The sequence below is a fragment of the Mycobacterium paraffinicum genome, from assembly GCF_025822865.1.
Lineage (GTDB): Bacteria > Actinomycetota > Actinomycetes > Mycobacteriales > Mycobacteriaceae > Mycobacterium > Mycobacterium paraffinicum.
The window spans coordinates 86853-113475 of sequence record NZ_JACKUR010000014.1 but is presented as its reverse complement, the minus strand read 5'-3'; the positions used below and the strand labels follow the sequence as shown (position 1 = coordinate 113475).

Here is a 26623-nt window from a genome sequence, read left to right as displayed (position 1 = left end):
CGTCACCACGGTTTGGTTGGTGTAAGTGTGCCTTGTGTGACCGGCGATTGTGTCTCGGGCCGGTCACGTTACGGCGACGCTACGGCGGCGGTGCCACCGCATGTTATGAGCGACGCTCGATCGATTCCTGAAGACTCTTGGGCCGGATGTCGGACCAGTTTTGTTCGACATACTCGAGGCACTCGGCGCGGCTTGCTTCGCCGAACACCACGCGCCAGCCCGCCGGGGTGTCGGCGAAGCTCGGCCACAGGCTGTGCTGGTCCTCGCCGTTGACGAGCACGAAGAATGTGCCGTTGTCGTCATCGAAGGGGTTGATGCTCATCGCGTCTCCTCGTCGTGTGCTTGGGCGGGCCCACTAAGCCCCCACTAGTTCCCAATACCCGGTCTGACAACAATCCCAGGCAGCTGAGGTTCGGAAATCCGGGGCCCTGCGTCAACCCGGACAGATTGGGCAGGAACAGCTTCGGCGTGACGTCCGCGACCGCCAGGTCGTAGCCGATCGCTTCCTGCAGGCTGTCGGCGGTCAGCGGTCCGCCCAGGCCAAGCTCCAGCAGGTCCAGCACGTCCGGGCCGAACAACGACGTGAACCACAGCGCGTCGGCGCCGGAGCCGTCGATGACCAGGTCGAAACCGTGCACCGTCTCGAGGTTCTCGCTGCCCCGGTTGGTGGACAGGGTCAACCGGATCTGACCGTCCCGGCCCACCGCATGGGCCACCCGTCCCCGCAAGTGGCGGATCCGGTCGTCGGCCAGCAGGGCCTCCTGCACGTTCGCAGAGAACACCCCGCGGTCGGTGCGGGCCAACGCGTCGCGGCGTTCGGCCAGTGTCAGAGCGGTCCAGTCGGTCGGGTCGGAGAACAGCGAGTTCTCGAAGAAGCTCTCCCCGCGGGTGAACAGCGTCACTTGCGGGGAGATGACGGTGATGGTCGAAACCCGGTGCCGGAACAGCTCATTGAGCATCGAGGCGGCGGTCTCGCCACCCCCGATCACCGCCACCCGCTCGGCGCTGATCCGGTCGTGGCCCGCGGCGCGATTCCAGAACTGTGCGATCGACAGCATGCGCGGATTGCCGGGCAGCAGTGATTTCTCGGCCTGCCCCGGCCCGGTGATCATCAAGGCGTCGGCGTGCACGGTGTCGTCGTGGGTGTGCAGCGTCCACTGGTCACCGTTGACGGCCAGCCGTTCCACCTCACCGTGCACCACGTCGAGACCGGTTTGCTCGGCCACCCAACCCAGGTATTGGCTCCACCTGCGATGGGTCGGCGCGGGCCGGCCGCGGTCGATCCATTCGGCGAACGACGCCGTGGCGATCAGATAGGACTGCCAGCTGTAGCGGGTCATCCGCTCGTCGAGTTCGGCGTTGCGCCGGGGCACCAGCGCGGAGCGGTACGGGAACCCCACGTCCTTCTCCGGGCTGGTGCCCAACCGGTGCGTCCCGTCGGTCCAGCCTCCGCTGGCCTGCCAGTTGGCCGCCACGCCGATGCGTTCGACCGCGATCACCTGGGGGGCGTCGACACCCATGTCGCGCAGCACGGACGCCTTGGCCCCGACGGCAACCGCCTTGGCTCCCGCGCCCACTATCGCAAGCGTGCTCATGTGACCGCCTCCCGCAGCGATTCGATCCAAAGACGTTGCAGCTGCCTCACTTCGGTGTCACCGAGAATGTCCGGCAGCGTGCGCCACTGCGCGGCCAGCACGCGCTCCCCATCGAACGTGAGCATGGCGGCCACAATGGTGAGCTCGTGGCGAACCGCCAGCTCCGGCTCCGGCTGCGGCGAGACCCCGGCGAGGAGCTCACGCTCCAGCGTCAGCAGCCGGGTCCCGCCGGCGGCGTGGGCGGCACCCAGGTAGTTCAGCAACAGTTGCGGGTCGGGCAACGGGGCGAGGCGTTCGGCGGTGTCGGCACGCAGATAGCGCAGTAGCCCGTAGTCCAGCCCATCGCCCGGGATGGCCGCCAGCTGCTTCCCCACTTCTCGTGGATCGGCCGAAGCCACCCGCACCGGATAGATGGAGCTCAGCAGTCCGACGGTGTCGCCGGTGTCGACGGTGTGCGCGCCCGGCCCGTCGATGAGACCATCGGCGCGGCCGTGTGTTTCGAGCGCCAGCAGGGGCGGCGGGGTGGCCTGATTGCGCGACCGCCGCCACCGCGTCACCGTCGCCGCGGTGGCGGCGACCAGCAAGTGCGGCAACGGCACGCCCGAGTCCAGCAGTCGGCGCGTCGTGTCCGCGTCGGCCGCGATCATGCGGACGTCCAGATCGCGGGCCCGGTCGCGACGCGGATCGACCCGTCGGGCGCCGAGTTCGGGATCGTCGCGGTCGGACTGGGCGGCCCAGAATCGCACGGTGTCCAGCCGGTGGGCGCGCTCGACGAGCGCGCCGGCCCAGCGCCGGTAGCTGGTGTGCTCCCGGACCGGAGCCGGCGAGTGACCGGTGGCCAAAGCCTGTAGGGCGGCGTCCAATTCGCCGAGAACCACTCGCCACGACGCGGGATCCATCGCCAAGACGTGGGCGGCCAGCAGCAGGACACTCCGCCCGGTCGGGGGGCGAAGCCACACCGCGGCCAGCAGCGCCCCCCGCTCCGGGTCGAGGCGGTCGACGGCGCGTGCGACGTGATCGGGGATCACGGCGCGCAGATCGGCGGCCACCTCTACTTCGAGGAGGTGGATGTCGGCGGCCTGGGCCGGGACCAGGGTCATGGTCGCGCGGTCCAGGCGGGCGCGCAGCACCTCGTGTCCGGCCAGGATGCCGGCGAGCGCCGCGTCCAATTGCTCTCGGGTGACGTCGTCGGGCAGCCGGATCGCTTCGGTCTGCGCCAGCCGGCGCGGCTCCCCGTGTTCGTAGAGCCAGCGGCCGTTGGGCAGCACCGGCATGGGCTCGGCGTCGTTCTCGCCATCGCTTGTGTCGGAGACGGTTTCGGAATCGATGGCGTCGGCCAGCTCGCGGATGTTCGCGCACTCGAGGATGAGCCTGGCGCGCAGGGCGATCCCCCGCGCGCGCGCCGCCTGTACCACGGACAGGGCCATGATGCTGTCCAGGCCCAGCTGCAGGAAATCCGCGGTGACGTCGATTCGAGGCTGATGCAACAGTTCGGAAAGCAGTTCCGCCAGTGCGGCTTCCGTGGCCGTTTCGGGTTCGGCTCCGGACGTCGCCTCGGCGGTGTCGAAGGCGCTCAGCGCGGCCTCGTCCAGCTTGCCGTTGGCCGTCAGCGGAATTTCGTCGACCGTGACGATGCGCTGCGGGATCATGTAGCGCGGCAGCCGGGAGTCCAGCATGCCGCGCAGTTCGCCCGTCGACGGCGGCCGGTGTGCCGCACCGGAAATCACGACGTAAGCGGTCAGCCGCGCTCGCGCCATCGAGCGGCGCACCAGCACTCCCGCGTGCTGGACGGCGGGATGCGATTCGAGCGCGGCGGCGATCTCGCCGGGCTCGACGCGGTAGCCGCGGATCTTCACCTGCGCGTCGGCGCGACCGACATACTGCAGCGCGCCGTCGGGACCGCGCCGCACCAAATCGCCGGTGCGGTACATGCGTTCGCCGACCGCGAATGGGTCGGCGACGAACCGCTGGCTGGTTTCCGCCGCGCGGCCGAGATAGCCGCGGGCCAGCTGGGCGCCGGCCAGATAGAGCTCGCCGGTGGCCCCGAACGGCACCGGACGCAGCGCCGAGTCCAGCACGTAGCCGCTGGTGTGCAGGGTCGGCCGCCCGATCGACGGCTCGTCGTACTCCGCGATGGCGGCCACCACCGCCTCGACCGTGGCCTCGGTGGGGCCGTAGCAGTTATAGGCCGCCATCCGGGTGCGTGCGCACTCTTCGCGGATGAGGGTCCAGGCGGGCTTACCGAGCGCTTCTCCGCCCAGCGCCAGTACGGCCAGCGGAACCGCCGTCAGCAAACCGCAGGCCGTGAGTTGGGCAAACATCGACGGAGTGGTATCGATCATGTCGACGCCATGCTCGGCGATGGCCGCGACCAACGCCTCGGCGTCGGCCTGGGTGGGCTCGTCCACGACGTGCACACCATGGCCGTCGAGCAGCGCGATCAACGGCTGCCAGGCGGCGTCGAACGCGAACGACCACGCGTGCGCGATGCGCAGCGGCCGGCCCAACCGGGCGGCCGCCGGCCGCAACACGTTATCCAGGTGATCGTCGGCGTAGGCAGCCACCGCCGCGTGAGTTCCGATGACGCCCTTGGGTTCTCCGGTGGTGCCCGACGTGAAGACGACATACGCGGCCTGGCCGGGCGCCACCTCGGCCGGGCGAAAGTCCGTGGCGGGATGTTCGCCCACGACCAGCGACACCTCGTCGAGCACGATCGAGGCATTGGATTGACGCAGGATCGATCCCACCCGTTCCGGGGGCGTCCGCGGCTCCATCGGCACGCAGATGCCGCCGGCCTTGAGCACCGCGAGCATCGCGACGATGTACTGCGGCCCCCGGGAAAGCCGGATGGCTACCGGGGTTTCGGACCGGACCCCGCGCCCCGCGAGCCGGGCGGCCAGGCCGTCGGCCAGCGCGTCCAGTTCGCGATAGCTGAGTTGGCCGCCCGCCCAGCTGACGGCGAGGTTGTCGGGGGTCCGACCGGCGACCTCGGCGAATCGAGTGTGGATGCCGCCCGCCGGCGGGGCGGGCACGCCCGCGGGGCGGGCGGGAACCGTCTCGTCGTCGAAGAGGACGCTGACCTGGCGCAGCGGGCGCTCCCAGTCCCGCAGCAGCCGCTCGGCGGTGGCGATCACCCGCCGACCGACGGTAGCGGCGGGGATGGCGCCGAGCGCCCCGTCGATCACTTCGACCAGCACCACCAGTTCGCCGCCCGCCATGTGTGCCGCGACGGTGATCGGGAAATGCGACAAGGTTTGCAGGGCGGACGGCCGGAATGTCGCACCGGCGGCGGTCAATTCGGTGCCGGCGGTCAGCCCGTCCAAGGGGAAGTTCTCGTAGACCATTAGGGTGTCGAACATTTCGCCGACGCCGCCGAGCGCCCGCAGTTGGGCATGCCCGATGTGGCTGTGCTCACGCAGCAGTGCGGCGTTGCGCTGTGCCGCGCGGCATTGCTCGCCCACCGTCGCGGCGGGGTCGAGCCGCACCCGCATGGGAACGGTGTTGATGAACAGACCGATCATGGTTTCGACGCCGGCGAGTTCGGGCGGCCGCCCGGACACCGTGACGCCGAAAACCACATCGTGGGTGTCGGTCAGCCGGGACAACACCAGCGCCCACGCCATCTGCATCAGGGTGTTGACCGTGATGCCATGGGCCCGGGTCTCCTCGACCAAATGCGTGGTGGCGTCGGTCGGCATCCGCAGTTCGGTGGTGCGGGGCAGCCCAGTCCGCCGGCCCTCCGCCGAGCCCAGCGCGGCCGACAGCAGGGTGGGCCCGGGAAGGCCCGCCAGGTGCCGGCGCCAGACCTGCTGGCTGGCTTCGGGATCGCGGCCGGCCAGCCAGCCGATGTAGTCGCGGTAGGGCCGCGGGCCGGCGGGCAACGCCGAGAGATCGCCACCGGCCCGGTACAGGATCATCATCTCGTTGACGAACACCGGCAACGACCAGCCGTCAATCACGATGTGATGGGCGGTGAGCACCAAACGCCATCGCGCGCCGGGTAATTCGACGAGCAGGAAGCGGATGGCCGGACCGTGTTCCAGATCGAACGGCCGGCAGCGCTCGCCTGCCTCCAGCGCCCGCACATCCTCGGAAGCGGCGGCGACGGTGCGCCACGGCAGATCTACCCGGGACGGGACGATCTGCACCGGTCGCGCGATACCCCGGCTGAAGAAGCTGGCCCGCAGGTTGGGGTGGCGCACCAACATCTTTGTCGCGCAATCACGTAACAGCGCGACATCAAGCGCGCCGGAGATGTCGGCGGCCATGCCGATCACGTACGGGTCATCGGCCTCGCCGTCGGTGAACTCGGCCAGCGTGGTCAGCGAATACAAGCCCTCTTGCAGAGGGCTCAGGGCCATCACGTCCTCGATGTCGGGCGTGACATCTTTGGTGGCCGTCATGGCGTACCGTCCCGTGAGGACGACCACAGCTGCGTCACGGCGGCGAGATCCTCGGCCGAAAGCCCGGACGCGCTCATAGGCTCGAACCGGGCGTCGGCGGGCCCGGCGGGCTCGGTGCCGTTGCCCCCCAAAGCATCCAGGGCGGCGGCCAGCTGTTGCACCGTCGGGTTCTCGAAGATCATCCGCGGGTTTACCGCCAGGCCGGCGGCCCGCGCCCGCGAGGCCAGCTGCACTGACAGGATGCTGTCGCCGCCCAGGGCGAAGAAGTCGTCGAAGCGGCCCACCTCGGGCGTCGAGAGCAGTTCGGAGAACACCTTGGCCAGCGCCCGCTCGGTGTCGGTGCGCGACGGTTCAACGTGTCCGCGGGTGCTGACCGCCGGCGGCGGCAGCCCGGGCCGGTTCAGCTTGCCCGATTCGGTTTCGGGCAGCGCGTCGAGAACGGTCAACGACGAGGGCATCATGTAGCCGGGCAGTGTCGTTCCGATCGCGGCGCGCACCTGCGATACGAACGCGGCCTTGTCGGTGTCATCGTCGATCTGCTGTTGTGGCACAACGTATCCGGCCAGCGAGGTGCCGCCGTGCACCTCCCAGGTGCGGGCCGCCGCGGCGGCGACGCCGTCGGCTTCCGCCAGCGCCGCCTCGACCTCGGCCAACTCCACCCGAAAGCCGCGCACCTGTACCTGGTGGTCGGAGCGTCCGACGAATTCCAGTCGCCCGTCCTCGGTCCAGCGGGCAAGGTCGCCGCTGCGGTACAGGCGCGAGCCCGGTTCGAGGGCATAGGGATTGGCCACGAAGCGGGTGGCGGTCAGTCCGGGCCGCTTCCAGTAGCCCCGGGCCAGTTGGTCGCCGGCGTAGTACAGCTCGCCCACCACCCCGACCGGCACCGGCCGCAGGCCCTCGTCGAGCAGGTAGGCGTCCGATCCCGGGACCGGTTTGCCCACCAAAGGATTCGGCGGCTCCAGTCGACCGCGGGACACCGCACCGGAGGTCTCCGTGGAACCAATGTTGTTCAGCAGCTCGGTGCCTGCGCCGGCGCACGCCGACACCAGCCGCTGCAGCAGCGCGGCGCTCACCGGTTCTCCACCGCACACCAGCCGGGACAGCGCGCGCACCGCCTCGGGCCTGCTGTCCACCAGGGCGGAGACCAGGCTGGGCACCGCGGTCACCTGGGCCACCGCGTGCCGGACCATCAACTCCCCGAGCGCTTCCGGGTCGCGGTGCTCGGCATCGTCGGCGAGGATCATGGTCGCCCCCGCCGCGAGGCCGGCCAGCATTTCCATGCCGCCCTCGAGAAACGTGATCGAGGCCTGTGCCAGTCGAATGTCGTCGGTTCTCGGCGGGTAGTGCCGCAGCTGCCAGTCCAGCCGGGCCGCCATGGACCGATGCGTGCCCAGCGCGCCTTTCGGCTTGCCCGTGGATCCGGACGTGAAGACCAGAAACATCGGGTCGTCGGGGTGCGGGAGGGGCAGTTCTCGCGGATCGACTTCCCCGTTGTCCACCGCGGCGCGCACCTGCGGGTCGTCCAGCGAAATGACGGTGACGCCGGCAACTTCGGGCACACCGCGGGCCGCGTCGGCCGTGGCGAGCACCACCGGTGGTTGCACGTCGTCGAGCATGAACTGCTTGCGTGCCGGCGGGTAGGCGGGATCGATGGGGAAATAGCCGCCGCCTGCCTTCATGATCGCGACCAGTGCCACCACCAGGTCGATGCTCCGCCGCGTCGACAACCCCACCATCGACCCCGGCCCCACCCCCCGCGCGACGAGCAGCGCCGCAAGATTGTCCGAACGACGATGCAGTGCAACGTAATCGATCTGCTCGTCAGCGCAGCGAACCGCGATCCGGTCGGGGCCCCAGCTTCGGCTCGGCTGCAGGAGTTCTGGAATGGTGCGCGGCCGGTCGTGCGGCGGCCTTTCGCCCCGGCTCCAGTGCTCGAGCATCCGGAGCCGCTCGTCGGCGTCGGTCAGCTGGAGGTCGCGCAAAGTCTGATCAGCATTGCCGGCAAACTCGGTGACCACCCGGGTCAGCCAGCCGGCCAACCGCTCGACGGTGGCTCGGCTGTACAGCTCGGTGCGGAAGATCAGGCTGCAGTTGTACCCGACTCCCCCCGAGCCGTCGGTGCCGAAGAAGTTGACACTGAGATCGGCGTGCGCCATGTCGAAGACCGGGTCCAGCGAGGTGCACACCGTGTCCTGTCCGCCATTTCCGGGATCCTGCTCGATCACCCGTGCGGCCGGCAGCTGGTCGCGGACGTGCACCACGACCTGGAACAACGGGTTGCGCGACAGCGAACGCACCGGGCTGACGCTGTCGACCACCCGGTCGAACGGCAGATCCTGGTGAGCGTAGGCGGCCAGCGCCGTCTCCCGGGCGCGGATCAGCAGCTCACGCAGCGTCGGGTTGCCGGTCAGGTCGTTCCGCGACACCAGGATGTTGACGAAAAACCCAATCAGCTGGTCCAATTCGGCCTCGGTGCGCCCGGCGACCGGGGTGCCCAGCGGGATGTCCCGGCCACCACCCGCCTTGTGCAGCACCACCGCCACCGCCGTTTGCAGCAGCATGAACTCCGTGATCCCCAGCTCGCGCGACAACTCGGCGAGCTTGCCGCGGGTGGCCGCGTCGATGCGGAAGTCGACGGATTCGCCCGCACCGCTGGGCACCGGCTGGCGCGCGAAGTCGGGACGCAGCCCGGTATCCTCCGGCAGCCCGGCCAACTGCCGGCTCCAGTACTCGCGTTGCTCGGCGGCGACGGCGGATTCCTGGCCGCCCGCATCACCCAGGAATGCCCCCTGCCACGCCGCGTAGTCGGCGTACTGCACCCGCAGCGGCGCCCAGGCCGGGCTTTCCCCGGCCCGCCGGGCCCGGTACGCGGTCATCACGTCGGCGAACAGCACCCCCGCCGACCAGTGGTCGGAGGCGATGTGGTGGATCACCAGCGACAGCACATGTTCGGCGGGGTCATCGGCGGTGTGCAGCACCGCAACCCGAACCGGCAGCTCGCGGTCCAGATCGAAGCAGTGCCGGCGCTCGGCATCCAGTTCCCGCCGCAGCCACGCGTCGTCCGGCCCGGTCGACCGGCGCACGGCGACCTCCCCTGCCGGCCCGACCACCTGGTAGGGCACCCCGTCCAACTCCACGTAGGAGGTGCGCAGGATCTCGTGCCGAGCGACGACGTCGCCGACAGCGGCGATCAGGGCGTCGATGTCCCAGGGCCCGGTCAGCTTCGCGGCGAAGGGAATGTTGTTGACCCAGCTGGGCCCGTCGACCCGGTAGGCGAACCAGCTGCGCAGCTGTGAGGCCGATAATGGCATCGGCTCGTCGTGGGCGGTCGCGATCAGCCTGGGCCGCGACTGCCTCAGTTCGCCGAAACTCAGGCGGTCGACCCGTTCCGCCAGCAAGCCCACCGTCGCGAGCTCGAAGACGTCGCGGATGCCGAGCTCCACCCCGCACTCCGAGCGGATCGCGGTGACCAGTCTGGTGGCCACCAGCGAGTGGCCGCCCAGGTCGAAGAATGAGTCGTCGGCCCCCACCCGGTCGTGGCCGAGCAGCGCGGAAAACATTGCGGCGATGCGACGTTCGGTGGGGGTCGTCGGGTCGCGGTATGCGGCGGCCGCCGCGATCTGTGGTTGGGGCAGCGCGGCCCGGTCGATCTTACCGTGCGCCGTGATCGGGATTTCGTCGAGCGCCACGTAGGCGGCCGGTGTCATGTAGTCCGGCAGCGCGGCGGCCACCCGGGCCCGGATGCGTTCGACCTCAACGGTTTCCGGGCCGCCGCCCGGGGCCGGCGTGACGTATCCGACCAGGCTTTTGCCCAACCGGGGCAGGTCCATGGCGAGCACCACTGCCTGCCCGACGCTGGGGTCGACCGAGATGGCGGCGGCGATCTCGCCCAGCTCGATGCGGAAGCCGCGGATCTTCACCTGCTCGTCGGCACGGCCGACGAACTCGATGTCCCCGTCGGCTTTGCGGCGTGCCAGGTCGCCGGAGCGGTACAGCCGGCCGCCCGGGGTGAACGGGTCGGCGACGAACCGTTCGGCCGTCAGTCCGGGCCTGCGGTGGTATCCGTGGGCGACATGCGTTCCGCCGATGTAGATCTCGCCGATCACGCCGACGGGAACCGGCCGCAACGCGTTGTCGAGGAGGTGTACTTGGGTGTTGATCTTGGGACGCCCGATGGGTACCACCCGGGTCCCCTGGGCCCCTTCGACGGGGTAGCTGGTGCAGTTGACGACGGTCTCGGTCGGTCCGTAGAAGTTGTACAGCAGCGCGTCGAAGGTGGCGTGGAACTTGTCGGCGATCTCGCCCGGCAGGGCCTCACCGCCGATCGGCACGCGCCGCAGGGTGCGCCATTGGCTGACCCCGGGAAGAGACAGGAACAGCCCGAGCAGTGACGGCACGAAATGCATTGAGGTGATGCCCTCGCCGCTCAGCAGATCCGTCAGGTAGCCGATGTCGCGCAGCCCGTCGGGCCGCGGGATCACCAGGCGCGCGCCCATGATCAACGTGCCGAAAATCTCGCCCATGGACACGTCGAAGCTGGGCGACGCGACCTGCAGCAGCCGGTCGGTCTCGTCGACGCGGTACTCGTCACCGAACCAGACGAAGTATTCGGCGATCGGGGCGTGGGGCACCGGCACGCCCTTGGGCAGGCCGGTCGAACCGGAGGTGTAGATCAAGTAGGCGGTGTTTTGTGGGCCCAGCGGCCGCACCAGCTCGGCGGGCGCGGTGGCCGGGTATCGCGACAGTCCCGGAACCGCCTCGCGCAGTACCAGTTTGGCGTCCGCATCACCCAGAATGAAGTTCAGCCGATCCTCGGGGTAGGTGGGATCCACCGGCAGGTAGACCGCTCCGGCCTTCAGCACTCCCAGCGCGGTGATGACCAGTTCGGGTGATTTGTCCAGCAACACCGCGACGCGGTCCTCGGTGCCGAGGCCTTGCTCGATCAGCCAGTGCGCCAAGCGGTTCGACTCTTCGTCGATCTCCCGGTAGGTGTACTCGCGACCCTCATAGACCACGGCGATGGCATCGGGCGACAGCGCCGCCCGGCGGGTGACCAGCGCGGGCAAGGTGGCGGCCGGGGTGTCGAACTCGGCACCGGTCGAGGCCCAGCGCAACCACTCGGCATCGTCGCTGTCCATCAGCGCGCACGCCGACAGCGCCGCGTCGGGGTCCGCCAGTGCGTTGTCGAGCAGCACCGCGTAGTGCCGCAGCAGCTGGTCCACCAGCCGGTGATCCAGCACCTCGACCAGGTACTCGGCTTCGACCAGCCCGCTGTTCGCGCGATCCAGCTCGATCATGAAACTGAGCGGCAGCTGGTTGAAATGACCGCGCAGTTCCGCTCGCTCGCAACGCACCCCGGGCGGGCAGAAGCCGGCGCCATCGGGCTCTCGCTGCCCGAAGCTCACCCGGGTCATCCGGTCGGCGCCATGCCGGCGATCGGGATTGGACTCGCGCACCAGCCAGTCCAGGTCGGTGCGCGAATGGGCGAAGGCGCCAACCGCGTTATCCCGGGTTTGGGCCAGTAGCTGCCGGAACGTCTGGTGCGGTTCCGGTCGCATCCGGATCACCACGGTGTTGCCGTAGTAACCGATGGCCGATTCCGTTCCGACGCCGCGGTTGAGCACGGGCGCGGCGATCAGGAAGTCCGTTGACTGAGTGTAGCGATGCACCAGCGCGGCGAAGGCCGCCATCAGCACCATGTACGGGGTGGCACCGGTCTCGCGCGCCAGCGCGGCGGCCCGACCGACGGTGGCCGCCGGCAACCGCTTCGTGGCGCGTTGTGCACGCCAGGTGCTTGGCACCACCGAACCGTTGGGACCCGGAAGCTCAAGCGGCTCGGGCAGGTTCGCCATCAGGGGCCGCCAGTATTCGAAGTCCGCGGCGTGATCCGCGGCTTCGCCCGGCGGAGGCGCCGTTATCGCGGGTTCTCCGCCGAATCCGACCGGATCGGTGTAGGCGCGAGTCAGGTCGGCGAAAAACGGTGTCCACGACGCGTCGTCCCAGGCGATGTGATGGGCGGTGACCAACAGCATCAGCTCGTCGGCGGACAAGCGGGCCGCGGTGACACGCAGGGGAGATTCCTTGGCCAGGTCGAAGGGCCGGCGGAAATCGCGCTGCGCCAGCACATCCAGCCGCAACCGCCGGGCCTGATCGGTCAGGTCCGACAAGTCGTGTTCTGCCCACTCGGGCCGCAACTCGTCGTGGATGACCGGATACGGGTCACCGTCCGGCCCGGTGTCGTACGTCGTGTGCAGTACGGAGTGCCGCGCGGCCACGGCCTCGACCGCGCTCCGCAATCGGTCGATGTCGACCGTGCCGGTTACGCGATAGGAGACACAGACGTTGAGCAGCGCGCTGTCGGGGTCCACCGACTGCACGAACCACATCCGGTGCTGGCCGACGGACATGCGCGGCTCGTCGTAGGTGGCCACGGGTGCGGAGACGGCGGGCCTGGCCAGCCCACGTTCGGCGATCTTGCGGCGCAACAATTCCAGGCGTTCGTCATCGAGACGGGTGCTGGCCCCGGTGGTGTCCGTCACGCTGGGAGTCCAACCTTTCTGGCTTCGCGATCGTCGAGTGTTGCGCCGTCCCGCGGCCCGGCGCGCAACGCGTCGATCAATTCGTTGAGGGTGATCCCGCCGAGCATGCGAGCGACCGGGACCGAACTTCCGACCGTCCGGCGCAGCCGCTTACGCAGATCGAGTGCGAGCAACGAGTCCACTCCCAGGTCGATGAGCGGTGCGCTCGGGTCGATCGACACCGGATCGTCCAGGTGCAACGTCGCGGCGAGTTCGGTGCGCACCACCTCGGCGAGCGGCTTGGCGGCAAGGGCGTCCGCTCTCCCGTCGCCGTCGCGCTGCGCACTGAACGGCATTGGCATGCCCTGGCTTTCGAAGAACACCGCGAGCCGGTCGAGGTCGGCGTCGAAGATCAGTGGATCTGCGCCGTAGCGACACAGGCCCGCCTCGATCGCCGATTCCGGAGCCATCGCGAGCAGGCCGGAGCGTTCCGTGCGGGTGATCTCTTCGCCCGTGACCACGCCGGCGGCCTGCCACAGCCCCCACCGGATCGCCACGCTGTCGCGGCCCCGGCCGCGCAGCTGGGCGACCAGCACGTCGAGCATCCGGTTGGAGGCGGCGTAAGCCGCGTGGCCGTAACCGCCCCATACGCCGAACACCGACGAGCAGGCCAGGATCCGGCAATCGGGCCGCAGCGGCCACACGTCGGCCAGCAGTGCCAGGCCGCGCACCTTTGCGGCGCACACCGCCGCCACGTCGGCTCCGGTCAACGCGGAACGCCGCCGGGCCTCGGCGATGCCCGCGGTATGGATCAGCAACGACGCGCCGTTCCCCGCGTGCCGGGCGGCGACGGCCGCCAGAGCGGCCGGGTCGGTGATATCGCACCGCGGGGCGCGCACCTCGGTGTCGTGGTTCGCGGTAAGCCAGCGCAGCGCCTCGTCATCGATACCGTTGCGGCTCAACAGGGTGACCGTCCGCGCGCCGCGCTCGATGCAGTACCGCGCATACTGCAGGCCGATGGCTCCGCTGCCGCCGGTGATCACCACGTTGTCCAGCGCGTCGGCGCCCAGCGGCCGCTTGATGGCCGAATCGCGGCATTCCCGGAAGGTCCGCTCGTGGCGGCGCGGCGATTCGTTGCCCCGCAGCGCCACTTCCGCCGGCTCCCCGAGCAGCACGTCGACGGCGGCGCGGGCCGTGCCGGCATCGACGTCTCGGCCGGGCAGGTCGAGATGCCCGAAGGCTTGGTCGGTGAATTCGAAGCCGACGCTGCGGTGCATCGCGGCCAGCGCCGCCTGTGCGGGGAACGCCTCGGCATCATCCGCATCGATGGCTTCGGCGCGCGCGGTCAGCAACCAGACGGCCCGGCATCGCGGGCCGGTCAGGGCGGCGTAGTCGGGTAGACCTGCGTCCGGCCGCTCGGCGATTCGCTCGGTCGCCGCGGCGGCGTCGAGCTCGTCGAGCTCCGGCGCGATGATCGCGAGGATTTCCGCGTCGTTCGGCGGCACCACCCGGCAATCGCCATGCGCGGCAACGGCATCCATCAGTTGCTGGACCAAAGCGCCGTTCGTGGAGTCGACGGCGACAATGCCGATGTCCGCCCCCGCCGCGCGGGGTCGTGTCTCGTGGGGCCAATCCTCAACCGCGACGGTGAGCGCCGGGACCTCCCTCGTCTCGATCAGCGGTTCGGGCGCCGCCCACAGGTGCACCGCCCGCATCGGTGCGTTCGGGAATCCGCGCAGCGGCGGCCGGACGCCACCGGGAATGGCGTTGGCCCATTGGCAGCCGGGGTCGGCCGCCGCCACGCCGGCAATGTTCGCCGCCAGCGTGTCGGTGATGGCCCCTTCGCGATGCCCCGATCCGACGGCCACGGTCGTCCGCTCGTCGACCAGGTCCGCGAGCGGGTACAGCAGCGCGGGATGTGCGGACAACTCGACGAACGTCGTGGCCCCGAGCCTTAGGGCCGCCGCCACCGCCCGGTCGAAACGCACGGTGTTGCAAAGGTTGTCGTACCAGTACCCGGAGAGGTCCACGTCGCCGCCGACCTCCGCGCCGAAGGTCGAGCCGACGAATCGCACCGGACTGTCCCGGAACGCCGAGCGGGGAACCAGCTCGGCCAGCTGGGTGCGCAGCGGCCTCAGCACGCTGGTGTGGCCGGGATAGTCCACCGCCAACCGGTGGGTGAAGACGCCCCGTTTGCGGGCGAGGGACACGGCGGCCGCCACGGCGTCGTGGTCTCCGGACACCACGGTCGACGAGGGGCCGTTGACCGCCGAAACTTCCAGCCAGCCCGCCGTTTCGCCGATCAGGGACTCGGCCTCGTCCGCGCCGGCGCCAAGCACCGCCATGGCGTAGTGACCGGCCAATTGGCCGACGATCGTGGCGCGGGCTCCGACCAACGCGACCGCGTCCGGCAGCGTTATCGTTCCGGCCACGTACGCCGCCGCGACCTCGCCAAGGCTGTGGCCGACGGTGATCGCGGGGAACACGCCGTGGAATCGCCATTCGTGGGCCAGGCTGACCGCGTGCGTGAACTGTGCTCCCTGGATTTCGGTGCGCGACCAGTTCTTGTCGAGTTCCCCGGTCAGGTAGGGCAACGGTGAAGGCAGCCCGGCGGCGCGGAACGCCTTGGCGCACCGGTCGGCCTCGGCCCGGTAAGCCGGAAGTCGTTGGTATGCCTCGGCGCCCATCGATTGCCATTGGCTGCCCTGGCCGGGAAACACGAAGGCGATGCACGGCGCAACGTTGCTGCAGGATCGGGTGACCAGCGGGTGCTCCTCGCCGTCAGCGAGCGCGGTCAGGCCGGAGACCAGCTCGGCGCGGCCGGCCGCCCGAACCACCGCGCGGTGCCGCCGCACCCGCCGAAGCCGCAGCAGCGTGGACGCCACGGCCGCGGTGTCGGTGTCCGCGCCGGTCCCGCTTAGGTAGTCCAGGATCGCCCGGGCGTCCACGCCGATCAACTCTTCGTCGTGCGACGAGAGCAGCATGGGCACGCGGCCGTCGGGCAGTGGGGAGGTCAGCATCACGCGACCTCGGGAAGGGCGACGATCACGTGCGCGTTGGTCCCGGCGATGCCGAACGCCGATGTCGCCGCGATTCGTTGCCCGTCGGCCGCGGGCCACGGGGTAAGTGTCCTCGCCAAGCGCAAACCCTGGCTTTCCCAATCTATTTCCGGGCTAGCCTCCGCGGCGTGCAGGGTGGGTGGCACGGCCCCGTGCTGGGCGGCGACGATGACCTTCGCCAGCCCCAGTGCTCCGCTGGCGGCCAGCGCGTGGCCCACATTGGATTTCACCGAGCCGAGCAACGCGCCGGCGCCGGGCGCCGCGTCTCCGTACGTTTGTGCCAGCGAACGCAATTCGGTGCGGTCCCCGAGGCGGGTGCCCGTGCCGTGCCCCTCGACCATCCCGACCTCGTCGGGCCGGATCCCGGCCTGCGTCATGGCGCGCCGGAACAGGCGGACCTGCGCGTCGCCGCTGGGGGCGCTCAGCCCGGCGCTGCGGCCATCCTGGTTGACGGCGGTGGCGCGGACTTCGGCGACGACCTGGCGGCCCGCGCGCAGCGCGGCCGATTTGCGTTGCAGCACAAACATCGCCGCCCCCTCGGCCCACACCGTCCCGCTGGCCTGCGCACTGTAGGGGCGGCAGTGACCATCGTCGGAAAGGGCGTGCTGCTTGGAGAATTCGACGAAGAACCCCGGCGAGCCCAGCACATTCACGCCGCCGGCCAGCGCGAGGTCGCAGTCGCCGTTTTGGATCGAGCGCACGGCGAGGTGGAACGCCGCCAGCGCGGACGCGCACGACGAGTCCACCGTCAGCGCCGGACCGGCCAATCCGAGTGTGTAGGCGACCCGCCCGGAGATCACGCTGAGCGCGGTCCCGGCCAGCAGGTGACCGCTGTGCTGGGAGAAGTTGGCCATCTGCGGCCCGTATCCGGTGGCCGAGGCGCCGACGAAGCACCCCACGTCGTGCCCGGTCAAATCGTCGGGGTTGATGCCGCTGTTTTCCAGCGCGCGCCAGGACACCCGGAGCACGACGCGCTGCTGGGGGTCCATGGCGACCGCCTCGCGCCGCGAGATGCCGAAAAACTCCGGGTCGAATGTGGTTGCGCTGGCGAGAAATCCACCACGATCGTGGATCTCTTTGAAACCGCTGCGCCGCGATCCCGCGAGCAGTTCGCGGACCTGCCAACCCCGATCGGTGGGGAACGGCCCCAGCGCCTCACGGCCGTGGGACAACATTTCCCAGTACTTGTCGGCGGTGTCGATGCCGCCGGGCGCTTCGACGGCCATGCCGACGATCGCGACCGGATCGGAGGCGCCGGCGAACCCGTTGTCAGACATCGGCATTCACCCGTCGCGCCACGGCATCGATGTGCTCGTCGAGATAAAAATGCCCGCCGTCGTACAAGAACAACTCGAAGGCGCCGCTGGTATGGTTCTCCCAGAGCCTTAATGCGGACGGATCGACGCGGTGGTCGTCGCGCGCCCCCAGGACACGGATGTCGGTGCGGATTTTTACGCCGGGAGCGCACTCGTACCGGTTGACCGCTTCGTAGTCGGCGCGCACCGCCGTCGTCAGCAGTTCGGCGAACTCTTCATCGGCGAGCAGTTCGGGGTCGGTGCCGCCGAGATCGGTGATGTCGGCCAGCAATCCGTCGTCGGTGGTGGGGAGTTCCGGCATGGCGGCAACGGCCGACGGCGCCGGGCCGGCCGAGACCCACAGGCGCTGCACGGCAACATCGTGGGATTCGGCGATCCTGGCGAACTCGAAAGCCACGACCGCACCCATGCTGTGGCCGAACAGCCGCAGCGGCGCCACTCGGCTCCACGGCCCGGCGTCGAACAAACCCCGGGCCAGGTCGTGCACCGTGTCGGGGGCCGGGTGACTCAGCCGGTCCGCGCGCTGCGGGTACTGCACGATGTAGGTGTCGGCACCCGCGGCCAGCGCGGTAGCCAACACGCGATAGCTTGCCGCGGCGGCCCCCGCGTGCGGAAACACGACGGTCGCGCCGGTGCGCCGGCTCTGGTTCCTGCTGGGCGCCCGCTTGATCCAGGATGCGAACTCGGTTGGCACACTCAGCACACGGTCAGACGTCATGGCGCCGTCCCAGTGTCGCCGGTGCGGCGAGAAGCCGATAGCACCGTGTCGGTGTCCATGTAAATGACTTCCAGGTACAGTTCGGCAACCTGATCCAGCCGCCGGCCGTCCTGCTCGCGCTCGGTAAGCAGGTCGGCAAGTGCGGCAACGGTTCTGGTGGCGAAGAAGTCGGCAACCATGATGTTGGGGGTGTCCAGCCAGGTCCGGATACGGCCCACGGCCTGGGTGGCCAGCACGGAATCACCGCCCAGGGCGAAGAAGTCATCGTCACGACCGACCCGGTCCGCGCCGAGTAGATCACCGAGGAGCGCGGCCAGGGCGGATTCCATCGGGGTCGACGGGGCGCGGTAGCCGGGCTGCTCGGACAGCGAAACCTTGGCGCCCAAGTCGCGGGCGACGGCACGACGGTCGATCTTGCCGGCGTCGGTGAACGGGATGCGCCCGACCAGCGCGACGTGACGCGGAACCATATGCGCCGGAACGAGTTCGCCCATCAGTTCCCGAATTCGCTCGGCCGTCAGCCCGGCGCCGCTGGAACTTTCCGGACAGACCGCGGCGGCCAACATCTCGGAGCCACCCGATGCGGGGAGCAGGGCGGCGACCGCGATCGCCACCCCCGGCAGCCTTCGCAACGCGGCCTCGATCTCGCCGAGTTCGACGCGATATCCGCTGATCTTGATCCGGTGATCGGCGCGGCCGACGAACTCGAGCGTGCCGTCGGGCCAATACCTGGCCAGGTCGCCGGTCCGGTACCACCTGTGTCCCCCGTGCTCGACGAAGCGCTCCACGGTGAGGTCCGGACGCCCCCGATAGCCTCGGGCGAGGCCACGACCGGAGACCCACAGCTCGCCGGCGACCCAGTCGGGGCAGTCGTCACCCAGGTCGTTGACGACGCGGCAGGCGTTGTTCGTCAGCGGCACCCCGTAGGGCAGGGCCGTCCAGTCCGACGGCAGCGTGTCGGGATCGTCAACCTCGAAAATGGTGTTGTGCACGGGGGTTTCGGTCGCTCCCCCCAGACCGGCGAACCGAAGGCCGGGCGCCTCGGCCTTCAGCCGGCGCGCCACCTCCGGCCGCACCCAGTCCCCGCCGGTGGGGATGACCCGCACCGAGGACAGCCTGCCGTGCCCGACTTCGATCAGCATCTCGAGCCAGCCCGGCATGAAGTGCAACACGGTGACTTGGTGGGTGTCGATGAGCCGCGCCCAGGCGTCGGGGTCACGGCGCTGCGCTTCGTCGACCACCACGATCGACCCGCCGGTGCGCAAGGTGACGAAGATGTCCATCACCGAGATGTCGCCTTCGAGCGTGGATAGCGCCAGGCATCGATCCGCGGGACCGATCTCGAAGTGGCTCGCGATGAACTCCACGGTGTTCATCGCGGCGTCGTGCGTCACCTCGACGCCCTTGGGCTCGCCGGTCGATCCGGAGGTGAACAACACGTAGGCGAGGCCGTCGGGATCGACTCCTGCCGAGATGTTTTCGGTGACAACGGGTGGCTCTCGCAGGACGTCGGCGAGGCTCAGCTCGGGCACCGGCAGTGCCAGCCGTTGCCCACCGCATACCAGGGCCAAGCACACCGCGCCGGTTCCCAGGATGCGTTCCGCGCGGTCGCGCGGCTGGTCGGCGCCGATCGGCAGGTAAGCCGCGCCGACGCTCAGGATGCCCAACAGCGCCGGCACCTGCTCGGCGGTCTTCGGGCCCATCACCGCGACCGTGTCACCGGCACCGACGCCGGCCGCGCGCAACGCGGCGGCCACCGCCAGTGCCTGGTCGCGCAGCTGCCCGTAGCTGAGGTCACCCGAGCTGGCGAAGAGCGCGGGCGCGTCGGGTCGCCGCTCGGCTTGCCGAAAGAACCCGTCGTGCAACGCTTCTCCGCTGGGTTCGGCGGTGCGGCCATTGACCGCGTCACGCACCGCGCGCTGCGCGTCCGGCAGCGGCGACGGTCCCGGTGCGTCCCAGCTGTCCTCGGCGGAAGCCAGCCTGAGCAGTTCGTCGATGTGATAGGCGAACATGGCGTCGACGACACCCGGGGCGAAGATGCTTTCGCGCACATCCCAATTCACCAACACGCCACCGTCGAACTCGGTGACCTGAGCATCGAGCAGCACTTGGGGACCCTGGGAGATGATCCACGCGGGCGTCCCGAATTGATCGGTGACCTCGGGGCTGAACAGTGCGCCGAGTCCCAGCGCGCTGGTGAAGACCACCGGCGCGAGCACCTGGGTGCCGCGATGGCGGCTGAGGTCCCGCAGCACCGACAGCCCGGGATAGGCGGAGTGGGCGGCGGCGGTCCGCATGGCCTCCTGCACTGCCTGCGCCCGCGCCGCCGCGGTGCGGGCGCCCGTGAGGTCGACGTCGAGCAGCAGCGAGGAGGTGAAGTCGCCGACCAGGGAGTCGACGTCGGGGTGCAGCGGCTGTCGCCCGAACAGCGGCACGTTCAGCAGGAAGCGCGAGGTGGTTGACCAGCGAGCCAAGGCGTTGGCGAAAGAGGCGGCCAGGGTCATCGCCGGGGTGACACCGCGGGCTTGGGCGCGGGAGAAGAGGGCGTCGCGGGTGCGCGGGTTCAACCAGTGCCAGAGCCGGGTGCTCGTCCGCGAACTGCGGTCGCCGGTGGCGGGTAGGGCAGGCGGGTCCGGCAGCTGCGGGATGCGCTGCGCCCACCAATCGCGGGCTGCGTCGCGGGCCGGCTGCGGCCGCGCCTCTTCCGCCTGGATCGCGTGGCGGTACTGCCGGTAGGTGTAGGTCAACGCGGGCAGGTCGTGCCCGAGGTACAGGGCGGCCAGGTCGGCCATCAGGGTCCGGTAGCTCATCGCATCGGCGGCCTGCATGTCCAGATCGACGTGTAGGCGCGAACGTTCGCCGGGCAGCCGCGTCAATGCCAGCTCGAACACCGCTCCGTCGAGCTGCTGGTGTGATTTGGCGTCGCGAATGGCCGCGAGTCGCCGATCCGCTGTGTCGCCGTCCAGGCGGCGCAGATCCTCGACGGCGACCGGGAAGTCGTCACCGGCTGCCGCGATCCGCTGCGTGCCGTCGGGCAGGAACCGCACCCGCAGCATCGGGTGGCGCCGGGCCAGCGCCGTGGCCGCGTCGCGCAGGCGTTCCGGATCGATGGCGCCGCCGTCGAACTCGACATAGAGGTGGCCGGCCACCCCGCCGAGCTGCTGGTGGTCCTGGCGGCCGATCCACATCGCGTGCTGCATCGGGGCCAGTGGGAACGGCTCACCCGCGTCACCCGCCGGTTGCGCGGGGTTGTGCTGCTCGGCCGGATCGGCCGGCGAGTCGGCGCTGACCAGCTCGGTCCACGCCTCGACCGTCGGAGTTTCGGCCAACGTGGCGAAGTCCACGGCGATGCCCGCACGGCGCCAGCGGCCCGCCAGCGTCATGATCCGGATGGAGTCCAGGCCCTGGCCGATGAGGTTGGTGCTGGGGTGAACGTCGTCGACACCGACGCCGAGCAGTTCGGCCACCTGCGCCCGGACGTCTTCCGAGCGCGCCGAGGCACGCACCACGAACCCTCCCTGGATTAGCACAGGCTGCCCTAAGTATTTTTGGTTACCCTATCCTTACTCACAGATCGCCGCTACTACGCCCCCCGGTTTAAGGACCCATGACCGCGCAGACACCACCGTCCCTGGCCGGGGCTCTCGAAGGGTTCGTGCCGTTCCCCGCCGATCGGGTCGCCGCCTATCGGGCGGCCGGCTACTGGGCGGGACGCACGCTCGACACCGTCCTGAGCGACGCGGCGCAGCGCTGGCCCGACCGAACGGCCGTGCTCGACGCTGCGGACGGTGCGGGCCTGAGCTATGCCCAGCTCGAGGCGCGCGCCGGCCGCGCCGCGACAGGATTGCACGGGCTGGGCATCGCGCCGGGCGACCGGGTGCTGCTGCAACTGCCGAACGGTTGCCAGTTCGCGGTGGCGCTGTTCGGGCTGTTGCGCGCGGGCGCTATCCCGGTGATGTGCCTGCCCGGCCACCGGGCCGCCGAATTGGGGCACTTCGCCGGCGTCAGCCAAGCCACCGGATTGGTGATCACCGATGCGGCAAACGGTTTCGACTACCGCGCCATGGCGCGCGAACTCATCCACGACCACCCGACGCTCGAGCACGTCATCGTCGACGGCGAACCCGGCCCGTTCACGTCGTGGGCACAGCTCTGCGATCGGGCCGCCACCGCACCGCCGCCGACGCGGGATCCGGGATCGCCTGCGCTGCTGCTGATTTCGGGCGGCACCACCGGGACTCCCAAACTCATCCCCCGCACCCACGACGATTACGTGTTCAACGCGATTGCCAGCGCCCAGGTGTGCCGGCTCACGGCCGACGACGTCTATCTGGTGTTGCTCTCGGCCGGCCACAACTTCCCGCTGGCCTGTCCCGGGCTGCTCGGCGCGATGACCGTGGGCGCCACCACCGTGTTCGGCACCGACCCCAGCCCGGAGGCCGCATTCGCCACCATCGAGCGCTACGGCGTCACGGTCACCGCCCTGGTGCCGGCCCTGGCCAAACTGTGGGCTCAAGCCTGCGAGTGGGAGCCGGTGACACCGAAGTCACTGCGGCTCTTGCAAGTTGGCGGCGCCAAGCTGGAGGCCGACGACGCCCGCCTGATCCGCGCCGCGTTGACCCCGGGACTGCAGCAGGTATTCGGGATGGCGGAGGGGCTGCTGAACTACACGCGTCCGGGCGATCCGCCCGAACTCACCGACCATACCCAGGGCCGCCCGCTGTGCGCGGCCGACGAATTGCGCGTCGTCGACGCCGACGGCGAACCGGTAGCGCCCGGCGAGGAAGGCGAGCTGCTGGTGCGAGGCCCGTACACGCTCAACGGCTACTACCGCGCCGAGCGCGACAACCAACGCTGCTTCGACCGCGACGGCTTTTTCCGAAGCGGCGACCTGGTCCGGCTCCGGCACGATGGCTATCTGACGGTCACCGGGCGGGTCAAGGACGTGATCTGTCGAGGCGGTGAAACCATCTCCGCCGCGGACCTCGAGGAGCAGATGCTCAGCCACCCGTCAATCTTCGCTGCGGCGGCGGTGCCATTGCCGGACCCGTACCTTGGCGAAAAGATTTGCGCGGCGGTAGTTTTCACGGGGCCGGCGGTGACGCTAGCGGACCTGAACGACTACCTCGACCGGCGTGGGGTGGCCGCCCACGCCCGGCCCGACGCGCTGATGCCGATGACCACTATGCCCACCACACCGATCGGCAAGATCGACAAAAAGGCGATCGTCGCCCAGATCTCGGACCAGCGAGGGTGACGTCAGCCGATGTGCTTGGCCCGTAATGCTTCAAGGAGCCTGTCCATCACCGCGCCGGCATCCGCCCTCGCCTGGCGATGATCGTCTGCACGGGCAATGTAGAGCGTTGCCTCGCGCAACGCCCCCATGACGGTCAGGGCCGTGGCCTCGACGGGTTGGGGCGGGATACTGCCGGACTCGATGGCGTCGGTAAGCAGCGCCGTCACGAATCCGATGTTGTATCGGTGCCCGATGTCGCTCCAGCGTTCCCAGCCAAGCACCGCCAGCGCCTCGAGCAAGACGATGCGCTGGACCTCCGGCTCGGCACACGCGTCCAGCCACAGGCCCGCGCACAGCCGCATGATCTCGACTGGATCGGATTCCCCCGCGGCCGCGACGGCCTCCCCCATCCGGGCCGCCATCTCGCCCTCCACTTGCTCGAACACCGCCGCGAATAGCTCTGTCTTGTCGGCGAAGTGGTGGTACAACGCGCCGCGCGTCACGCCGGCGTCGCGCACAATCGTCTCCAGGGATACCTCGGCGAATCCCGACGATGCGAACAGGGGCCGGGCGGCGCTGATCAACGCGCCACGCGTATCCGCGGCGCGCTCCGCCTGTGTGCGGCGACCATCCTGCGCCATGCGAGCCTCACCTTTCACACCCATGTATGCATGTCATACATACCGCATGAAGGTCGCGGGGTGCGATACCGCGGGAGGCAGCGTCGTTCAGAACACTCTGAGCTGACGGATGCTCTCCATAGCGGACGGGTCGCCCTCGGCCTGAACGCCGAGGCTTTCCCAGGGACCGCGTTGGGTTATCCATCGCACGAACGCTTCCGAATCGGACGTGATGCGCGCGGCCACATCGCCCGGCGCGCCGAGGCGCAGGGTCCTGGCGCACAGCCCGTCGAGGCGGATCTCGGCACCCACGCGTAAATCGTTGAGCAGGTGGGTGTTCTGCTGCGGCAGCGCAGCCTCGATCCAGTCCAGCGTGGGGGCGAGCCGTAGCTCGTCGACGGGTGGCGGATCTGACCGCAACGGCCCACCCGGGGCAAACAAGTCGTACCGAAGATGGATGAAGGATTCGAAGACAAACGTCGTGGGCACGACGGAGGCCGGATAAGTTCCGACGTCACCGATCGGTATCTCGATATCTTGTCCCTCAACAGCGGCGAGCACCTCCAGCCCTCGCGAACTGACCGACTCATAGTCGGCCACGACCTCCGCCGGGGTCATCGAACGACGGGACTCGACGTACAGGTCCGCCGCGCGTTCGGCTGGCAGACCGCCGGGATCGGGCAGCGTCGACGGATCAACTGCCAACCAGTAGCTACACGCCATGTGCGACACCAGATCCTGGACCGACCAGCCCGGACACCCGCTGTCCTCCGCCCACATCGAATCAGGCATTCGCGCACAAACCTTCAGAACGGTTGCGCGTTCCTCCGCTATCGCGTCGAGCGTGGCAGACATGGACCCATCCCCTTTCATACATACCGTATGTATGAACATACACTCTGTATGTATGACGTCAAGCGGCCCTCCGGCGTTTATCGGCCGACAGCGCGACTTCACGCCGAGCGTCACGCCAGCGTGACGCTCGGCGCTCGGATTACAACGTTTGGGAAGGCGCTGCTTCAGTCCCCTGGCTTCCGCATCCGGCGAGGCGAGGCTCTCTCGGCCACCGGAGTTCGGCCAATCTCCCTGACCAGTAGGTCATTTCGCGCAACTCGGCCGCGTCTGCGGCGAAAGCCGTTGGCGTCAGCCAATACTGGCGGACCCCCGCGCGCCCCTTTCGCATTCTGGACAGGCGATCGCACGCCGGATGATCACGCGCAGAAAAATTCTTCGGCTGGTACTATTCCGCCGTAACCCGGCCTGGGATATGGTGATCGAGGCGTCGTTTCGTGGGCCTGGGAGTTGCACGAATGGCATTGCTGAGATAGCGCTCGCTACCGGCGAGTATTCGACACGTTGGGTCCGTGGCGTCGAGATAAAGGCTTGTTTGAGCAGTAGTCCGGAGTTAATCGCGCGACGCATCCAACGAATCCGGGTGCCGGTTGACTCTTGCACGGCAAGACGATGGCAATCGTGCGGGTCCTGCCAACCCCGTGCGTTTGTCAGGCCCGAGGGGGACGTTTATGCTTGCGCCGCGCGACGGTCGGCGAGTCGCCTATCCGCCCTGGTTGACGACACGCGCGGGGCCATTTCAAGCCAGAGTGAGCCAAATCACTGAGCCACATTTCACGCAGCTAGCGAAAGGCACTTTCCGGCCTCGCGAAATAAAACTCCCTCGGCAAGCTCAGCGTCATACGGCAACTCAAGCGCAGGCGCGTTATGGTCATCCGACTGGCGTCGCCAACTGACGAGGAAAGGTAGCGCATGTTCCTGGGCACGGTTGACGACTGGACAGCCGAGGGCACCGTCGTATCGTGGTATCCCACCGCGAACACTTATGCGCGCGCCGCAGAAGCGCAATATCACCCAGCTCCGGTCAGTTACCAGCAGTCACAGCATCTTCGCTATTACCGGCGCCAGGTCAGCCTCGGCCGCGATATCCCCCGGTTGTGCATCGGAGCCTGGGAGATCAGGGGCGTCTGCGATATCGATGCGATGACCGAAGCGCTGAATAGCCACGTGCGCCGACACGATGCCTACCACGACCGGTTTGCCTTCTGTGACAATGACGAACTCGTCCGATACGTCATTGCCGACCCGGAGAACATCACACTCGTGCCAACGGATCTCGGAGAAATGGCTCCGCTTCAGATCCGCAAGCTCATCCTCGATACCCCCGATCCGCTGCAATGGGACTGCTTCAGCTTCGGAATTGTCCAGGGCGAAGACCGGTTCACCATCTACATCGCGGTCGATCACCTGCGCGCCGACGGTATGTCGGCCGGTGTGATCTTCCTGGACATCCAGACGGCGTACTTCAGCGCGCTGCAGAACGGGCAGGCCGCGCTGGCGCCCGCGGCCAGTCATCGTGAATTCAGCGCGAAGCAGCGCGCCTACACAGCGAGCCTTGATGACGAATCGCCCGAAATCCAGCGCTGGCGCGCCTTTCTCTCGGCGAACAATGGTGCGCTGCCGAGGTTTCCACTGGAACTGGGCGAGGCCGCCGCGGATACGCCGGGAGCCATCGACGTGTTCGACCTGATCGACAACGATCAGGGCCGGCGATTCGAGGCCGCGTGCCGTGCCGCGGGAGCACGCTTCAGCGGTGGCGTGTTCGCCTGCGCCGCCCTGGCCGAGCATCGGTTGACCGGTGCGGCCACATATTTCGGTCTGACCCCCTTTGACAACCGGCGCGATCCCGCCCATGCCACCGCGGTCGGCTGGTTGGCCAGTTTCGTCCCGCTGGCGATTCCGACCGCCGGTGCGTCATTCGACGAAGTGGTGAGGGCCGCCCAGGCGTCGTTCGATGCGAACGCGGCCCTCGGCGCCGTGCCCTACTACCACCTGCTCGAGACACCGGCCGGCTCGGCGGGCGACTTCGAGGTTCCGGACCGACCGGTGCCGATGCTGTCCTACATCGACATTCGCAAGCTGCCGTTCGGCGACTACTTCGATGGTTTGCGCGCCGGCATCTGGGGTGACAACCGGCTGTCGGAGACCGTGTGCATGTGGGTCAACCGCATGCACGACGGAACACAGCTGGTGGTCGCTTACCCGGGCACCGACATCGCTCGCGCGTCGGTCCGGCGCTATGTCGAGACCATGCGCGCCGAGTTCACCCGGGTGTCCGACGCCGGGTTGCACGACAATGCCTGATG

The 26623-nt window shown here is 69.1% G+C and carries 12 protein-coding genes; 2 read left to right on the top strand and 10 right to left on the bottom strand.

Going from position 1 to position 26623, the window contains the following annotated elements; all coding sequences use genetic code 11:
- Nucleotides 1–103 precede the first annotated feature (103 nt).
- Genes H7J89_RS04095 through H7J89_RS04060 form a run of 8 tightly spaced genes read right to left on the bottom strand, consistent with a single transcriptional unit; the run spans nucleotide 104 to nucleotide 21118 of the window.
- Nucleotides 104–322, bottom strand: coding sequence for an MbtH family protein (locus H7J89_RS04095; protein ID WP_066954047.1), 219 nt, complete (start codon nucleotides 320–322; stop codon nucleotides 104–106).
- Nucleotides 300–1595, bottom strand: coding sequence for an NADPH-dependent L-lysine N(6)-monooxygenase MbtG (mbtG, locus tag H7J89_RS04090; RefSeq protein ID WP_264036725.1), 1296 nt, complete (start codon nucleotides 1593–1595; stop codon nucleotides 300–302). The genes H7J89_RS04095 and mbtG overlap by 23 nt, the downstream gene beginning before the upstream one ends.
- Nucleotides 1592–5998 carry a non-ribosomal peptide synthetase gene (locus tag H7J89_RS04085; RefSeq protein WP_264036724.1) on the bottom strand — a complete coding sequence of 1469 codons (4407 nt, stop codon included), beginning with the start codon at nucleotides 5996–5998 and terminating at the stop codon, nucleotides 1592–1594. Before H7J89_RS04085 ends, mbtG begins: the two co-directional genes overlap by 4 nt.
- Nucleotides 5995–12537 carry a non-ribosomal peptide synthetase gene (locus H7J89_RS04080; protein WP_264036723.1) on the bottom strand — a complete coding sequence of 2181 codons (6543 nt, stop codon included), beginning with the start codon at nucleotides 12535–12537 and terminating at the stop codon, nucleotides 5995–5997. Before H7J89_RS04080 ends, H7J89_RS04085 begins: the two co-directional genes overlap by 4 nt.
- The gene (mbtD, locus tag H7J89_RS04075) at nucleotides 12534–15539 is read right to left on the bottom strand and encodes a mycobactin polyketide synthase MbtD (RefSeq protein WP_372513707.1); all 3006 of its coding nucleotides are present in this window, start codon (nucleotides 15537–15539) and stop codon (nucleotides 12534–12536) included. The genes H7J89_RS04080 and mbtD overlap by 4 nt, the downstream gene beginning before the upstream one ends.
- A complete protein-coding gene (locus H7J89_RS04070; RefSeq protein WP_264036721.1) occupies nucleotides 15536–16852 on the bottom strand; it encodes a beta-ketoacyl [acyl carrier protein] synthase domain-containing protein in 1317 nt (438 codons plus the stop codon). Before H7J89_RS04070 ends, mbtD begins: the two co-directional genes overlap by 4 nt.
- Nucleotides 16845–17609 (bottom strand): thioesterase II family protein, encoded by a 765-nt coding sequence (locus tag H7J89_RS04065; RefSeq protein ID WP_264036719.1) that lies wholly within the window; start codon nucleotides 17607–17609, stop codon nucleotides 16845–16847. The genes H7J89_RS04070 and H7J89_RS04065 overlap by 8 nt, the downstream gene beginning before the upstream one ends.
- A complete protein-coding gene (locus H7J89_RS04060) occupies nucleotides 17606–21118 on the bottom strand; it encodes a non-ribosomal peptide synthetase (RefSeq protein ID WP_264036718.1) in 3513 nt (1170 codons plus the stop codon). The genes H7J89_RS04065 and H7J89_RS04060 overlap by 4 nt, the downstream gene beginning before the upstream one ends.
- 98 nt (nucleotides 21119–21216) lie before the next feature.
- On the opposite strand from H7J89_RS04060, the gene H7J89_RS04055 reads away from it, so the two are divergent.
- Nucleotides 21217–22866, top strand: a complete 1650-nt coding sequence (locus tag H7J89_RS04055; protein WP_264036716.1) for a (2,3-dihydroxybenzoyl)adenylate synthase — start codon at nucleotides 21217–21219, stop codon at nucleotides 22864–22866.
- A 2-nt stretch (nucleotides 22867–22868) separates the two neighbouring features.
- Here the strand turns inward: H7J89_RS04055 and H7J89_RS04050 are convergent, their stop codons facing one another.
- Both H7J89_RS04050 and H7J89_RS04045 read right to left on the bottom strand, forming a co-directional pair.
- Nucleotides 22869–23486, bottom strand: coding sequence for a TetR/AcrR family transcriptional regulator (locus tag H7J89_RS04050; RefSeq protein WP_264036714.1), 618 nt, complete (start codon nucleotides 23484–23486; stop codon nucleotides 22869–22871).
- Between the two features lie 87 nt (nucleotides 23487–23573).
- A complete protein-coding gene (locus H7J89_RS04045) occupies nucleotides 23574–24320 on the bottom strand; it encodes a maleylpyruvate isomerase family mycothiol-dependent enzyme (RefSeq protein WP_264036712.1) in 747 nt (248 codons plus the stop codon).
- A 909-nt stretch (nucleotides 24321–25229) separates the two neighbouring features.
- On the opposite strand from H7J89_RS04045, the gene H7J89_RS04040 reads away from it, so the two are divergent.
- Nucleotides 25230–26621: a condensation domain-containing protein gene (locus H7J89_RS04040; protein ID WP_264036711.1), complete on the top strand. Its 1392-nt coding sequence runs from the start codon at nucleotides 25230–25232 to the stop codon at nucleotides 26619–26621.
- Nucleotides 26622–26623: the final 2 nt, after the last annotated feature.

What these genes read in the sequence shown, in the direction of transcription:
- H7J89_RS04095 (WP_066954047.1), bottom strand. Translation starts at nt 322, where the DNA reads ATGAGCATCAACCCCTTCGATGACGACAACGGCACATTCTTCGTGCTC.
- mbtG (WP_264036725.1), bottom strand. Translation starts at nt 1,595, where the DNA reads ATGAGCACGCTTGCGATAGTGGGCGCGGGAGCCAAGGCGGTTGCCGTC.
- H7J89_RS04085 (WP_264036724.1), bottom strand. Translation starts at nt 5,998, where the DNA reads ATGACGGCCACCAAAGATGTCACGCCCGACATCGAGGACGTGATGGCC.
- H7J89_RS04070 (WP_264036721.1), bottom strand. Translation starts at nt 16,852, where the DNA reads ATGTCTGACAACGGGTTCGCCGGCGCCTCCGATCCGGTCGCGATCGTC.
- H7J89_RS04065 (WP_264036719.1), bottom strand. Translation starts at nt 17,609, where the DNA reads ATGACGTCTGACCGTGTGCTGAGTGTGCCAACCGAGTTCGCATCCTGG.
- H7J89_RS04055 (WP_264036716.1), top strand. Translation starts at nt 21,217, where the DNA reads ATGACCGCGCAGACACCACCGTCCCTGGCCGGGGCTCTCGAAGGGTTC.
- H7J89_RS04050 (WP_264036714.1), bottom strand. Translation starts at nt 23,486, where the DNA reads ATGGCGCAGGATGGTCGCCGCACACAGGCGGAGCGCGCCGCGGATACG.
- H7J89_RS04045 (WP_264036712.1), bottom strand. Translation starts at nt 24,320, where the DNA reads ATGTCTGCCACGCTCGACGCGATAGCGGAGGAACGCGCAACCGTTCTG.
- H7J89_RS04040 (WP_264036711.1), top strand. Translation starts at nt 25,230, where the DNA reads ATGTTCCTGGGCACGGTTGACGACTGGACAGCCGAGGGCACCGTCGTA.